Origin of the sequence: Luteimonas sp. MC1782, from assembly GCF_014164605.1 — a bacterium.
GTDB lineage: Bacteria > Pseudomonadota > Gammaproteobacteria > Xanthomonadales > Xanthomonadaceae > Luteimonas.
The window spans coordinates 42,852-56,317 of the sequence record NZ_JACJFT010000002.1 but is presented as its reverse complement, the minus strand read 5'-3'; the positions used below and the strand labels follow the sequence as shown (position 1 = coordinate 56,317).

13 protein-coding genes and 1 riboswitch are annotated in these 13,466 nt (G+C 70.9%); of the genes, 12 read left to right on the top strand and 1 reads right to left on the bottom strand.

Features of this window, described 5'->3' with window-relative positions; all coding sequences use genetic code 11:
• Positions 1-9 precede the first annotated feature (9 nt).
• Positions 10-681 (bottom strand): TetR/AcrR family transcriptional regulator, encoded by a 672-nt coding sequence (locus H5368_RS09715; RefSeq protein ID WP_182824078.1) that lies wholly within the window; start codon positions 679-681, stop codon positions 10-12.
• Between the two features lie 131 nt (positions 682-812).
• On the opposite strand from H5368_RS09715, the gene H5368_RS09710 reads away from it, so the two are divergent.
• From H5368_RS09710 to H5368_RS09655, 12 genes are all read left to right on the top strand, one after another.
• Entirely contained in the window at positions 813-1,328 is a 516-nt protein-coding gene (locus H5368_RS09710; protein WP_182824076.1) for a c-type cytochrome, read from the top strand.
• 89 nt (positions 1,329-1,417) lie between these two features.
• Entirely contained in the window at positions 1,418-2,845 is a 1,428-nt protein-coding gene (locus H5368_RS09705; protein WP_182824074.1) for an ExeM/NucH family extracellular endonuclease, read from the top strand.
• A 23-nt stretch (positions 2,846-2,868) separates the two neighbouring features.
• Entirely contained in the window at positions 2,869-3,546 is a 678-nt protein-coding gene (locus tag H5368_RS09700) for an alpha/beta fold hydrolase (RefSeq protein WP_182824072.1), read from the top strand.
• 13 nt (positions 3,547-3,559) lie between these two features.
• On the top strand, positions 3,560-4,675 hold the full coding sequence (gene zapE / locus H5368_RS09695; RefSeq protein ID WP_182825225.1) for a cell division protein ZapE: 1,116 nt from the start codon (positions 3,560-3,562) through the stop codon (positions 4,673-4,675).
• 36 nt (positions 4,676-4,711) lie between these two features.
• A riboswitch (cobalamin riboswitch) is annotated at positions 4,712-4,949 on the top strand.
• Positions 4,950-5,134: 185 nt separating this feature from the next.
• Complete coding sequence (locus tag H5368_RS09690; RefSeq protein ID WP_182824069.1) at positions 5,135-7,579, top strand: ribonucleoside-diphosphate reductase subunit alpha; 2,445 nt, start codon at positions 5,135-5,137, stop codon at positions 7,577-7,579.
• 51 nt (positions 7,580-7,630) lie between these two features.
• Positions 7,631-8,650, top strand: a complete 1,020-nt coding sequence (locus H5368_RS09685; RefSeq protein WP_182824067.1) for a ribonucleotide-diphosphate reductase subunit beta — start codon at positions 7,631-7,633, stop codon at positions 8,648-8,650.
• Positions 8,651-8,701: 51 nt separating this feature from the next.
• Positions 8,702-10,036, top strand: a complete 1,335-nt coding sequence (locus H5368_RS09680; protein WP_182824065.1) for an amidohydrolase — start codon at positions 8,702-8,704, stop codon at positions 10,034-10,036.
• Positions 10,037-10,058: 22 nt separating this feature from the next.
• Positions 10,059-10,874 (top strand): NADPH-dependent 7-cyano-7-deazaguanine reductase QueF, encoded by an 816-nt coding sequence (gene queF, locus H5368_RS09675; RefSeq protein WP_182824063.1) that lies wholly within the window; start codon positions 10,059-10,061, stop codon positions 10,872-10,874.
• A gap of 107 nt (positions 10,875-10,981) precedes the next feature.
• Complete coding sequence (locus H5368_RS09670) at positions 10,982-11,359, top strand: LysM peptidoglycan-binding domain-containing protein (protein ID WP_182824061.1); 378 nt, start codon at positions 10,982-10,984, stop codon at positions 11,357-11,359.
• A 62-nt stretch (positions 11,360-11,421) separates the two neighbouring features.
• Positions 11,422-11,910 (top strand): hypothetical protein, encoded by a 489-nt coding sequence (locus tag H5368_RS09665; protein WP_182824059.1) that lies wholly within the window; start codon positions 11,422-11,424, stop codon positions 11,908-11,910.
• 100 nt (positions 11,911-12,010) lie between these two features.
• Positions 12,011-12,868 carry a methyltransferase gene (locus H5368_RS09660; RefSeq protein ID WP_255486504.1) on the top strand — a complete coding sequence of 286 codons (858 nt, stop codon included), beginning with the start codon at positions 12,011-12,013 and terminating at the stop codon, positions 12,866-12,868.
• Positions 12,868-13,425, top strand: a complete 558-nt coding sequence (locus tag H5368_RS09655; RefSeq protein ID WP_182824056.1) for a pseudouridine synthase — start codon at positions 12,868-12,870, stop codon at positions 13,423-13,425. Before H5368_RS09660 ends, H5368_RS09655 begins: the two co-directional genes overlap by 1 nt.
• Positions 13,426-13,466 lie beyond the last annotated feature (41 nt).

The window sequence follows — 13,466 nt, the reverse complement described above, 5'->3', positions numbered from 1 at the left end:
GCAGCCGCGTCACGCCGGCGTTGCAACCTTGCCGAGCCCGGATTCGATCAGCCCGCGGGCAAGCCTGGCCCAGGCGCTGGTCGAGTAGCGCGCGTACTTTGGCTCATGGCGCATCAGGCGGCGGATCACGATGCCGCGATAGATGTTGTGGGTGAGATAGAGCACGGTGCGCGCGGTGTCTTCCGGCATGCCCGACGCACACAAGGCCCGCAGCCACTCGCCCTCGATCGGCAGGCGGAACCTGCGCGAGACCAGTTGCACCTGCCTGCGCAGCTCCGGCTCGTAGTCGCCGAGCCCCATCATGGTGATCGAGATCGCGAAGGTCGGGCCGAGATAGAACTGTTCCGAATCCTTGACCAGCGCCGCGAACACATCGCTGCCCGGCCTGATCGCGCCGACCAGGCGCATGCTGCCGGCATGCGAATCCTCGTACGCGCGGCGCACCGCCGCGATCACCAGGCTCTGCTTGGTGGGGAAATGATGGGTCTGCGCGCCCTTCGACACGCCGGCCGCGATGGCCACCTCGTTGACGCGGAAGCCGGCATAGCCCTTGCTGGTCAGCTCGTTGACCGCCGCCACGAGGATCCGGCTGCGCGTCTCGTCACGGCGTTGCGCCTGCGTGCGTCGCTGCGGCGGCGTGGGCCGGGGTTTGGCACCATCCGGCGCCACTGTCTTGGGCATAGCATCCTGCCTGCACGAAAGAGCACAACCGCATCCACGGTAGCGCGGGCCCCGGCGCTGCGGCAATGGCATGGGCTCTGTTCTATAATCCGGCCCAGCTGTGGCCGCCCGCCACGCGCGAAAGGTGCTCCGTGCGCAATTACGACCTCGATTTCCTGAAGAAATTCTCCCTGGTGCTGCTCTTCCTGACCCTGGTCACCTTCGGCCTGATGGTGGGATCGTACTTCCTGCACCACAGCCTCGAGGTGGACGTCGACCCGTCCATTTCCAAGCGCACCGCGGAGCGCATCGCGCCGATCAGCGCCGTGTATGCCGGCTCCACCGGTGCCGCCGCACAGGCCGCGGCCTCGGCCGCCGCGGCTGCCGCCGCCACCGCGCAGGTCGCCTACGGCGGCACGCTCGACGGCGCGGTGATCAACCAGAACCTGTGCGCCGGCTGCCACGGCTCCGGTGCCGGTGGCGCGCCCAAGCTGGAGCGTGCGGCCTGGGCGGCGCGCATCGCCCAGGGTGCCGACATGCTGCATCGCCACGCCATCGAGGGCTTCACCGGCAACGCCGGCATGATGCCCGCCAAGGGTGGCAACCCGGCGCTGACCGACGAACAGGTCATCGCCACCGTGGACTGGATGGTCGCGAACCTCGAGTAAGCGGGACCCGCCTGCCAACAACGCCGCCTCCGGGCGGCGTTGTCGTTTCCGCCCCACCACGATCGTTCGCTCACCCCGCCGGAGTCGCCATGCGCAGCCTGTCCAAGCCCCTTCCCGGCGTGCTGTTCGCCGCCGCCCTGCTGGCGACCGCCGCCGGATGCGGCAGCATCGCGCCGCGCCCCGCGGCCACCGACGCGGCCAGCGTACTGGTCACACCGCCGGCGGACTGGCGGGTGCATGACGGCCAGCGGATCCGCATCGCCGCGCCACTGGTGGTCAGTGGCAACCATCGCCTGGCGCGCAACGGTGAGGTCGTGGTGGCCTTCGATGGCCGCCTGTACGCGCCCACCGAAGTCGCCACGCCGGGCGTGGACGCGAAGGCACTGGCCGCCGGCAACCGCCGCCGCAGCCTGGTGCTGGCCCTGGGCGAGACGGCGCAGGTGGCGCCTGCCGACTGGCGCGCCGGCGGCATCGTCGATGGCGTCGAAGGCACCCTGCGCGTCGGCGAGCACGGCCCGCGGCTGGAGGTCGCGGCGTTGCCGGCGCTGCGTCCGGCGCCGCGCCCCGCGCCGCCGCCGCGGGCCGGCGAGCTGCGCCTGGCCAGCCTCAACCTCGAGAACCTGTTCAATGGCGACGGCGCGGGCGGCGGCTTCCCGACCGCGCGCGGCGCGCGCACCCCCGGCGAATACCTGGCGCAGCAGGCGCGCCTGGTAGCCGCGCTGGACGCGCTGGACGCGGACATCGTCGCGGTGCTGGAAGTCGAGAACGACGGCTACGACGCGCGCTCCAGCCTCGCCCAGCTGGTCGCCGCCCTCGACCCGGGCGGCGCGCGCTGGCGCTTCGTCGATGCCGGCGAAGGCCCGGGCAGCGACCCGATCCGCGTCGGCCTGCTGTACCGCGCCGACCGCGTGCGCCCGATGGGCGCGCCGGCCACGCGCGCCGAGGGTCCGTTCGCGACACTCAGCCGCGCGCCGCTGGCGCAGGCCTTCCGCGCCGGCGACGGCCCCGCGTTCGTGGTCGTGGCCAACCACTTCAAGTCCAAGGGCTGCCGCGACGCCAGCGCCGGCGATGCCGACCAGGGCGACGGCCAGTCGTGCTGGAACGCGACCCGCCGCGCCTCGGGGGCGCAGCTGCGCGACTGGCTGGCGGGCGATCCCACCGGCAGCGGCAGCACGCTGGTCGCGGTGCTCGGCGACCTCAATGCCTACGCGATGGAGGAGCCGGTGCGCGACTTCATCGCCGCCGGCTGGCAGGACGCCTTCGCCGCCAGCGGCCGCGCGCCCGCCAGCCCGGCGTACACCTATGTCTATGACGCCCAGGCCGGCCGCCTCGACCATGCCCTGCTGAGCCCGGCGCTGGCCGCGCGCCTGCTGTCCGCCTCCGCGTGGCACAGCAATGCCGACGAAGCAGACAACGCCGCCGAACAGGCCATCAATGGCGGCGAACAGGCAGTCAAACCATGGCGAAGCTCGGATCACGACCCGGTGGTCGTCGACCTGCGCCTGCGCACGCCCTGAGCGCCAGGACCTATCATTCCCCCATGACCAGCCCCCTGCCCGCGTTCCCCGATGCCTCCGGCGCCCTGCTGCTGCCGGGCCCTGCGGGTGCGCTCGAGGTGGCCGTCGACATTCCCGAAGACGACGTCGACCGGGTGCCGGCGGTGGCCGTGGTCTGCCACCCGCTGCCCACCGAGGGCGGCAGTATGCACAACAAGGTGGTGACCATGGCGGCGCGCGCCTTGCGCGAGCTGGGCGTGACCACGGTGCGCTTCAATTTCCGCGGCATCGGCCAGTCCGCCGGCGCGTTCGACCAGGGCGACGGCGAGCGCGACGACCTGCGCGCGGTGGCCGGCTGGGTCCGCGCGCAGCGCCCGGCCGACCAGCTGTGGCTGGCGGGCTTCAGCTTCGGTGCCTACGTGAGCCTCGCCGTGGCGGCCGAACTGCGGCCGGCGATGCTGGTCTCGATCGCGCCGCCAGTCGGCCGCAGCTGGAACTTCGACGCCATCACCCTGCCGACCATGCCGTGGCTGGTGGTGCAGGGCGAGGCCGACGAGATCGTCGATCCGCATGCGGTCTATGCCTGGCTGGCCAAGCGCAAGGCCAAGGCCGAGCTGGTGCGCATGCCCGACACCTCGCACTTCTTCCATCGCAAGCTGATCGACCTGCGCGGCGCGATCAAGAGTGGCGTGCGGCGCCACCTGCCGGGCGGCAATGACTGACGGCGGCGGCGGGATGTCGCCGTCGCAGGCCTACCGCGAAGGCGTGGAACGCGGCGACTGGAGCCATGACCCGGCCCAGCAGCCGGCACTCGCGGCGCTCGACCGCGTCCATGCGGCGCTGCTCGCGCGGCGGCGCGGCACCCTGCTCACGCGGCTGCTCGGCGCCGGCGAGCGCGCGCCCCGGGGCCTCTACCTCTGGGGCGGCGTGGGCCGCGGCAAGACCTTCCTGGTCGACCAGTTCTACGAGCACCTGCCGCTGCCGGTCGCCAAGCTCGACGCCGGCGCGCGGGGCGGCAACGGCAAGCGCCGCACCCACTTCCACCGCTTCATGCGCGTGGTCCACCAGCGCCTGCGCGAGCATTCCGGCGAACGCGATCCGCTGGCCACGATCGTGGCCGAATGGCGGCGCTCGCTGCGCGTGCTGGTGCTGGACGAGTTCTTCGTCAGCGACATCGGCGACGCCATGCTGCTGGCGCGCGTGCTGGAGCGGATGTTCGCCGAAGGCATCGTGCTGGTGACGACCTCCAACATCGCGCCCGCGGGGCTGTACGCCGACGGCCTGCAGCGCGCGCGCTTCCTGCCGGCGATCGCGCTGCTCGAGCAGCACTGCGACGTGCTGGAGCTGGTCAGCGACACCGACTACCGCCTGCGCGAACTGACCCGCTCACCGGTCTACCGCACGCCGCTCGACGACGGCGGCGACGCCTGGCTGGAGACGCGCTGGCACGCGCTCGGCGGCGACGATGCCCACCGCGACGGCTCGATCGAACTCGAGGGCCGCAAGATCGCCACCCGCGCGCGCTGCAAGGGCATGGTTTGGTTCGACTTCGCCGCGCTGTGCGAGGGTCCGCGCGCGGCCGCCGACTACATCGAGATCGCGCGCGAGTTCCACACCGTGCTGCTCGGCGGCATCCCGCGCATGGACGGCACGCGCGACGACGCCGCGCGCCGCTTCGTCACGCTGGTCGACGAGCTGTACGACCGCAACGTCAACCTGGTGTGCACCGCCGCGGCGGCACCGCCTGCGCTGTACGCCGGCGAGCGCCTGCGCGGTGCGTTCGAGCGCACCGCATCGCGGCTGGTGGAGATGCGCAGCGCCGAGTACCTCGCGCGCGAGCACCGCGACTAGGCCACGACATATTGTATTGACCTCCCTCATCGACCCCACTATGTTGTGCCGGTCGGTTCCCGCGGCCTGCGCCACGGGATGAAAAGGGAAGCCGGTGCGGCGCGCGTTCTTCGAACGTGTGCCAAGGCCGGCACTGCCCCGCAGCGGTAGGTGGAAACGAAGTCGCGACATGCACTGGGGCACGCGCCCCGGGAAGCAGCGGCAAGTAGGTGGCGACGGACCTCCGTCGCCGTGTCCACGAGTCCGAAGACCTGCCGACAGCCGCGCGAAGCACGCCGCGCGGTGCCGGCCGTGGAATCTCCGGGGGGAGATGGCCGGTGACGCAGCTCCGCCCATCCGCCCGCGCGGGTGCGTCGCGGCCGTTGCGACACCGACACCGGACCCTTGGCGACGCCAGGCCTCCGGCCGCCGCCCGAGGGAGCGATGGCCAGGTGCGCCACTTTGTACAAGGCGAACGCCATGACCGAACACGACCACTCCGGCGCCGCGCCCGCGGCACCGGCCGGCAGCCCCGACGGCTTCCTGCTCACCCCGCCGCCCACCGCCACCACGATGCGCGTACTCAAGCGCAACGGCACCGACGAGGCGGTGGACCTCAACAAGATCGTGCGTGCGGTCCAGCGCTGTGCCGACGGCCTGCATGCGGTCGACCCGATGCGCGTCGCCACGCGCACCATCTCCGGCCTGTACGACGGCGCCAGCACCCGCGAACTCGACGAACTGTCGATCCGCACCGCGGCCATGCTGACCGCGGAAGAGCCCGAGTACAGCCGCCTCGCCGCGCGCCTGCTGGCCGGCGTGATCGCCAAGGAGGTCGCCGGCCAGGAGATCCACGCGTTCTCGCAGTCGGTCGCACGCGGCCACGAACTCGGCCTGATCAACGCGCGCCTGCTCGGCTTCGTGCAGGCCAACGCGCGCAAGCTCAACGACGCGATCGATGCGTCGCTGGACCTGCGCTTCGACTACTTCGGCCTGCGCACTCTGTACGACCGCTACCTGCTGCGCCACCCGCACACGCGCAAGGTGGTCGAAACGCCGCAGCAGTTCTTCCTGCGCATCGCCTGCGCGCTCAGCGAGGACGTACCCGAGGCCCTTGCGCTGTACCGGCGCATGGGCCGCCTCGACTACCTGCCTTCGTCGCCCACCCTGTTCAACGCCGGCACCACCCATGAGCAGCTGTCGTCATGCTTCCTGCTCGACTCGCCGAAGGATTCCCTGGAGTCGATCTACCGCAAGTACGGCGAGATCGCGCAGCTCTCCAAGTTCAGCGGCGGCATCGGCGTGAGCTTCACCCGCGTGCGCTCGCGCGGCTCGCTGATCACCTCCACCAACGGCCACTCCAACGGCATCGTGCCGTGGCTGAAGACGCTGGATTCGTCGGTGGCCGCGGTCAACCAGGGCGGCAAGCGCAAGGGCGCGGCCTGCGTGTACCTGGAGCCGTGGCATGCCGACGTCGAGGAGTTCCTGGAACTGCGCGACAACACCGGCGACGACGCGCGGCGCACCCACAACCTCAACCTGGCGAACTGGATCCCGGACCTGTTCATGCGCCGCGTGGAGGCGGATGCCGACTGGTCACTGTTCGATCCGCGCGTGGTGCCCGACTTCACCGACCTCCATGGCGACGCGTTCGATCGCGCCTACGCGCAGGCCGAGGCCGACGGCAAGGCGGTGCGCACGCTGAAGGCGCGCGAGCTGTACGCGCGCATGATGCGCACGCTGGCGCAGACCGGCAACGGCTGGATGACGTTCAAGGACGCGTGCAACCGCGCCAGCAACCAGACCGCGCGGGCCGGCAACGTCATCCATCTGTCCAACCTGTGCACCGAGATCCTCGAGGTCACATCCGACAGCGAGACCGCGGTCTGCAACCTGGGTTCGATCAACCTTGCACACCATCTGGAGGCCGATGCCGGGCACGGCCCGCGCTTCGATTTCGACAGGCTCGGCGAGACCGTTCGCCTCGCGGTGCGCCAGCTCGACCGGGTGATCGATCTCAACTTCTATCCGATCGACTCCGCGCGCAGCGGCAACCTGCGCTGGCGGCCGGTCGGGCTGGGCGTGATGGGCCTGCAGGACGTGTTCTTCCAGCTGCGCCTGCCGTTCGACGGCGACGAGGCGCGCGCGCTGTCGGCGCGCATCGCCGAAGCGATCTATTTCCACGCGCTTGAAGCGTCCTGCGAACTTGCGATCGAACGCGGCCGCCACCCGGCGTTCGCCGACACCCGCGCCGCTGCCGGGGACCTGCAGTTCGACGCCTGGGGCGTGGTCCCGGCCGACACCGCGCGCTGGGACGCGCTGCGCGCGCGCATCCGCGAGCACGGCCTGCGCAACTCGCTGCTGATCGCCATTGCGCCGACCGCCACCATCGCCTCGATCGCCGGCTGCTACGAATGCGTGGAGCCGCAGGTGTCCAACCTGTTCAAGCGCGAGACGCTGTCCGGCGACTTCCTGCAGGTCAACCGCCACCTGGTGCTGGAACTCAAGAAGCTCGGCCTGTGGACGCCGGAGGTGCGCGACGCGATCAAGCGCGCCGAGGGTTCGGTGCAGGGCCTGGCACAGGTGCCGGAGGCGCTGCGCGCGATCTACCGCACCGCCTGGGAAGTGCCGATGCGTTCGCTGATCGACATGGCCGCCGACCGCGGCGCGTTCATCGACCAGTCCGCGTCGCTCAACCTGTTCATGGAAAGCCCGTCGATCGGCGCGATGTCGTCGATGTACATGCATGCCTGGAAGCGCGGCATCAAGACCACGTACTACCTGCGCTCGCGGCCGGCCACGAAGATCGCCAAGGCGACGCTGGCTGGCATGGACGCGGAGGCGCCGGCCCCGCGGGAGTACGCACCGGCCGAGGCGGTGGCCTGCTCGCTGGAGAACCCGGAGAGCTGCGAGGCCTGCCAGTAGGCCGTGCAGACGCGACTCCGCAAGCCCGCCCGTATCCCGAGGAACACCATGATGTCCACGCACCACCCCCGGCTGCTGCTCGACCCCGGCTTCGAACTCACCCTTCGGCCGATGCGCTACCCGCGCTTCTACGAGATGTACCGCGACGCGATCCGCAACACCTGGACGGTGGAGGAGGTCGACTTCTCGCTCGACACCACCGACCTCAAGACCAGGGTCGGCCCCGCCGAGCGCCATCTGATCGAGCGCCTGATCGCGTTCTTCGCGACCGGCGATTCCATCGTGTCCAACAACCTGGTGCTCAACCTCTACCAGCACATCAACGCGCCGGAAGCGCGCATGTACCTGTCGCGGCAGCTGTACGAGGAGGCCCTGCACGTGCAGTTCTACCTCACCCTGCTCGACACCTACCTGCCCGATCCCGCCGACCGCACGCGTGCCTTCGCCGCGGTCGAGAACATCCCCTCGATCCGCCGCAAGGCCGAGTTCTGCTTCAAGTGGATCGATTCGCTGCAGGGCGTCACCCGCATCGAGACCCGCGCGCAGCGCCGCCAGTTCCTGCTCAACATGGTCTGCTTCGCCGGCTGCATCGAAGGCCTGTTCTTCTTCGGCGCGTTCGCCTACGTGTACTACCTGCGCTCGCGCGGGCTGCTGCACGGCCTGGCCAGCGGCACCAACTGGGTGTTCCGCGACGAGAGCTGCCACATGGCATTCGCGTTCGAGGTCATCCGCACCGCGCGCGAGGAGGAACCGGACCTGGTCGACGACGCGTTCCGCGCGCAGGTGGTGGAAATGATGACCGAGGCGGTGGAGTGCGAGTACGCGTTCGCCGAGGACACGCTGTCGGGCGGCGTGGCCGGGCTGTCGTTGAAGGACATGCGCCAGTACCTCGAGTACTGCGCCGACCAGCGCATGGCGCAGCTGGGCATGCCGCGGCACTTCGGCGCGCGCAACCCGTTTGCGTTCATGGAGCTGCAGGACGTGCAGGAACTGACCAACTTCTTCGAGCGGCGGGTCTCGGCCTACCAGGTGGGCGTGGAGGGCGAAGTGGCCTTCGACGAGGCGTTCTGACGGCTGCCGTCCGCCGGTTACCATCGGCGCACTGCCCGGGGAGAACGCGCCATGTCACGCAACGCCTGCATCCTGCTTTCGTCGTTCGTCCTCGCCGGCCTGGCGCTGCCGCTGAATGCCCAGGACGGGCAGCGGCCGGAAGTGGCCGCAGCCGCGTCGGAACTCGGCGCCAAGGTCGTGGCCTGGCGCCGCGACCTCCACCAGTACCCGGAGCTCGGCAACCGCGAGACACGCACCGCGGCGCTGGTGGCCGACCACCTGCGCACGCTGGGCCTGGAGCCGAAAACCGGGATCGCCACCACCGGCGTCACCGCCGTGCTCAAGGGTGGCAAGCCCGGCCCGCGCATCGCGCTGCGCGCCGACATGGACGCGCTGCCGGTGACCGAGACCAGCGGCCTGCCGTTCGCCTCCAAAGCCACCTCCACCTACCGCGGCGAAACCGTGGGGGTGATGCACGCCTGCGGCCATGACGCGCACACGTCGGTATTGATGGGCGTTGCCGAGGCGCTGGTGGCGATGCGCGACGAGCTGCCGGGCGAGGTGCTGTTCGTGTTCCAGCCCGCCGAGGAAGGCCCGCCGGACGACGAGAAGGGCGGCGCGAAGGAGATGCTGGCGCAGGGCATCTTCCGCGACTTCAAGCCGGACGCGGTGTTCGGCCTGCATGTGTTCTCGACGCTGCAGGCCGGCAAGCTCGGGGTGCGCAGCGGGCCGACCATGGCCGCGTCCGACCGCTTCAACATCGTGGTCAAGGGCCGGCAGACGCACGGGTCGCGGCCCTGGGGCGGGGTGGATCCCATCGTCGCCGCGGCGGATGTCATCGGCACCGCGCAGACCATCGTCAGCCGCCGCCAGGACATCTCCAGGCAGCCGGTGGTGGTGAGCTTCGGCGCCATCAAGGGCGGCATCCGCTACAACATCATTCCCGACCAGGTCGAGCTGGTGGGCACCATCCGCACCTTCGACGATGGCATGCGCGATGCGGTGTTCGCGGACCTTGCGAACGTGGCGGAGAAGGTCGCCGCCGCGCACGGCGCCACGGTCGAGGCCAACGTTCCCGACCAGGACGGCAATCCGGTCACCGCCAACGACCCGGCACTGACCGCGCGCATGCGCCCGAGCCTTGAGAAGGTGGCCGGCCCCGGCAACCTGGTCGACATGCCGCTCAACATGGGTGCCGAAGACTTCTCGTTCTACGCCCGCGAAGTGCCCGGCCTGTTCTTCTTCGTCGGTGCGACGCCGGCGGGCCAGGACCCCGCGACCGCGCCGAGCAACCATTCGCCGGAATTCTTCCTCGACGAGTCGGCGCTCGACCTGGGCATGCGCGCGATGCTGCAGCTGACGCTGGACTACCTGCACGGCGAGGGCGTGCCCGCCAGCGGCAGCTGAGCCCAGGGGCGATAATGCGCCCATGACCATCGAACTCCCCCTGGGCCGCGAAGTCGCCTATCCGCGCGTCTATGACGCCACGTTGCTGTTCCCCATCGCCCGCGACGCCGGCCGCGCGGCGCTCGGCATCGGCGCCAGGCTGCCGTTCGACGGCCACGATCGCTGGCAGGCCTACGAGCTCTCGTGGCTGGACGCGCGCGGCAAGCCGGCGGTGGCCACCGCGACCTTCCTGGTGCCGGCCGCGTCGCCACGGCTGATCGAATCGAAGTCGCTCAAGCTGTACCTGAACTCCTTCAACGGCACGCGCTTCGCCGATGCCGCCGAGGTGCACGCACGCATCACCACCGACCTCTCCGCCGCGGCCGGCGCGTCGGTGGCGGTGGGCTTCGGCCTGCCGCCGATGGCCACCGCAAGCGACGACGACGCCAGCATCGACATCGACGGCGTGGACGTCGCCATCGACGCCTATGACCATCCGGCGCCGGAACTGCTGGCCTGCGCGCCCGGGCAGGTGGTGGAGGAAACCCTGCGCTCGCAGTTGCTGAAGTCCAACTGCCCGGTCACCGGCCAACCGGACTGGGCCAGCGTGCGCATCGCCTACCGCGGCCCGCGCATCGACCGCGCCGCCCTGCTGCGCTACCTGGTGTCGTTCCGCGAGCACGCCGGTTTCCACGAACAGTGCGCGGAGCAGGTGTTCGTGGACCTGATGGCGCAGTGCAGTCCGCAGCAGCTGTCGGTCGAAGCCCGCTACACGCGCCGCGGTGGCCTGGACATCAATCCCTGGCGGGCCACGCCGGGCCTGTCGCCGCCCGCGGCGCGGCGCGACCCACGTCAGTAAACGCGCACACCACGCCGTCCGGGGGGCGCCTGGACGCTCACAAAGACGCGATGTTCCCTTAACAACGGCCGTGTGAACCTCCGCGCTGCAAGGCACAGGAGCCCAGCATGAGCAATCCGCAGAATCCCAACGATCCGGCATCGCTGTCGCTGAATCGGGACCGCAAGGCGGCCACCGCCGCCAAACCGGGCAAGCCGGACTTTTCCAACGTCCGCAGCGCCGTCGGCAGCACCGAGGCACCGGCCCCGCGCGGCGCCGATTTCGGCAACGTGCAGTCATCCGTGTCCTCCACCGAGGCCGTGGTGGGCGGCACCAGCTACACGGTGCAGAAGGGCGACACGCTCTCGCACATCGCCAAGGCGCAGTACGGCAAGGCCGGCCAGTGGCGGCGCATCTTCGAGGCCAACCGCGACCAGCTCGACGATCCCGACCGCATCCAGCCCGGCCAGGTGCTGAAGATCCCGCCGGCGGATGCCGACACCTGATCCGCGCGACACCCGCCCCAAGCCCCGAACCGCATGCCCAGAACCCCATGGAGAACCACCACATGATGCGCACCCCGATCCATGCCGCATTGGCCGCGGCACTGCTGGGCACGCTCGCCCTGGCCGGCTGCAAGAAGGACGAACCCGCCGTCGTCACCCCGCCCCCGGCCGCGCCGGCCCCGGCGACGATGCCGGCGCCCGCCCCCGTGGCCACGGTCAGCGTGACCTCGGTCGATCTCGGCACCGCGGTCGATGCCAACAACCGCGTCACCGCGCCGGCCACCACCTTTGCCACCGGCGACACCATCCACGCCTCGGTGGCCACCACCTCGTCGGACCCGGGCACGCCGCAGCGTGGCCAGCTCACCGCGCGCTGGTCGTTCGAGGATGGCCAGCTGGTGGACGAGCTGAGCCGCGACTTCGACTTCACCGGTACCGGCAACACCGCCTTCCAGGTCAGCAAGCCCGACGGCTGGCCGGTGGGCCGCTACAAGGTGGAGATCCTGCTCAACGGCGCGGTCGTGCAGACGCGCGAATACGAAGTGCGTTGATCCGCCTCCGCGCATGACCCCGAGGCCCGGCCCTGTGCCGGGCCTTTTCATCGTGCGGGTTCCGGTTAGGCTTGCGGACCCGCCCTCCTGGAGCACGCCGATGTCCACCCTACGCAAGGGCGCCGCCCTGCTGCCGCTGCTGCTGCTCGCCGCCTGTGCCACCGCCCAGCCTGGCGCCGACGCCTCCACGGCCAAGCCGGCCACGGTCAGCGAACACGCGCCCGATCCGCTGCTCGATGCAACACTCGGCGGAAGCTGGCGTTCCGCGGCGAACGTCGCCCGCGACCAGTACCGCCACCCGCGCGAAACCCTCACCTTCTTCGGCATCGAGACCGGGCAGACCGTCATCGAGGTCACGCCCGGCGCCGGCTGGTACGCCGAGATCCTCGCGCCGTGGCTGGGCGACGGCTACATCGCCGCCGTGGTCGATCCCGCCGCGCTCCCGGCGGGCTCCGGGCGCGCCTACCAGGACACCGCCCGCGGCCGGCTCGAGGCGCTCTTTGCCGCCGCGCCGGCGCAGTTCTCGCGCGCCCGCGTGGTGGCCTACGACCCGGCGGCGCCGGTGCTGGGCGCACCCGGCTCGGCGGACGCGGTGGTGACCTTCCGCAACGTGCACAACTGGCGCAGCGCGGGCCAGGCCGAGGGCATGTTCAAGGCCTTCCATGCGGTGCTCAAGCCGGGTGGCGTGCTGGGCGTGGTCGAGCACCGCGCCCTGGCGGACGTCCCGGCCAATGACAAGTCGGGCTACGTCGGCCAGGCGCAGGTGATCGCGATGGCCGAGGCCGCCGGCTTCCGCCTCGACGCCTCCAGCGAGATCAATGCCAACCCGCGCGACGACCGCGACCACCCCAACGGCGTGTGGACGCTGCCGCCGTCCAACCGCCACGACGCCGAGGACCGCCAGCAGTACCAGGCGATCGGCGAAAGCGACCGGATGACCCTGCGCTTCGTGAAGTAGTGCTGGTCGCGTTCAACAAGCCCCACGGCGTGCTGTGCCAGTTCACCGATCGCAGCACGCCGCCACGGCCCACGCTGGCCGGCTTCGGCCTGCCGGCCGCGGTGTATCCGGCCGGCCGCCTCGACCATGACAGCGAAGGCCTGCTGCTGCTGACCGATGACGGCGCGCTTGCGCACCGCATCACCGATCCGCGCCACAAGCTGGCCAAGACCTACCTGGTGCAGGTCGAGGGTGCGCCGTCGCCCGCGCAGCTTGACGCGTTGCGCGCCGGCGTGACGCTCAGCGACGGGCCGACCCGTGCCGCGCACGCGCGCCTGCTTGACGCGCCGCCGCCGCTGTGGCCGCGCGATCCTCCGGTGCGCGTGCGCAAGACCGTGCCCGATGCGTGGCTGGAGCTGCGTATCTCGGAGGGCCGCAACCGCCAGGTGCGACGCATGACCGCCGCGGTCGGGCTGCCCACCCTGCGCCTGGTGCGCATCGCGATCGGCGCACAGCGGCTCGGCGACCTCGCACCCGGCAGCTGGCGCGATGTCCCGGTGGCCGCCCCCTTCGCCTGAACGCTTCAGCGTGACCCTGCATGGCACGCCGCGCAGCACCG

Coding starts and splice junctions, on each gene's coding strand:
- H5368_RS09685 (WP_182824067.1), top strand. CDS start 7,631: ATGTCCACGCACCACCCCCGGCTGCTGCTCGACCCCGGCTTCGAACTC.
- H5368_RS09700 (WP_182824072.1), top strand. CDS start 2,869: ATGACCAGCCCCCTGCCCGCGTTCCCCGATGCCTCCGGCGCCCTGCTG.
- H5368_RS09660 (WP_255486504.1), top strand. CDS start 12,011: ATGTCCACCCTACGCAAGGGCGCCGCCCTGCTGCCGCTGCTGCTGCTC.
- H5368_RS09670 (WP_182824061.1), top strand. CDS start 10,982: ATGAGCAATCCGCAGAATCCCAACGATCCGGCATCGCTGTCGCTGAAT.
- H5368_RS09690 (WP_182824069.1), top strand. CDS start 5,135: ATGACCGAACACGACCACTCCGGCGCCGCGCCCGCGGCACCGGCCGGC.
- H5368_RS09715 (WP_182824078.1), bottom strand. CDS start 681: ATGCCCAAGACAGTGGCGCCGGATGGTGCCAAACCCCGGCCCACGCCG.
- H5368_RS09680 (WP_182824065.1), top strand. CDS start 8,702: ATGTCACGCAACGCCTGCATCCTGCTTTCGTCGTTCGTCCTCGCCGGC.
- zapE (WP_182825225.1), top strand. CDS start 3,560: ATGTCGCCGTCGCAGGCCTACCGCGAAGGCGTGGAACGCGGCGACTGG.
- H5368_RS09705 (WP_182824074.1), top strand. CDS start 1,418: ATGCGCAGCCTGTCCAAGCCCCTTCCCGGCGTGCTGTTCGCCGCCGCC.
- queF (WP_182824063.1), top strand. CDS start 10,059: ATGACCATCGAACTCCCCCTGGGCCGCGAAGTCGCCTATCCGCGCGTC.
- H5368_RS09665 (WP_182824059.1), top strand. CDS start 11,422: ATGATGCGCACCCCGATCCATGCCGCATTGGCCGCGGCACTGCTGGGC.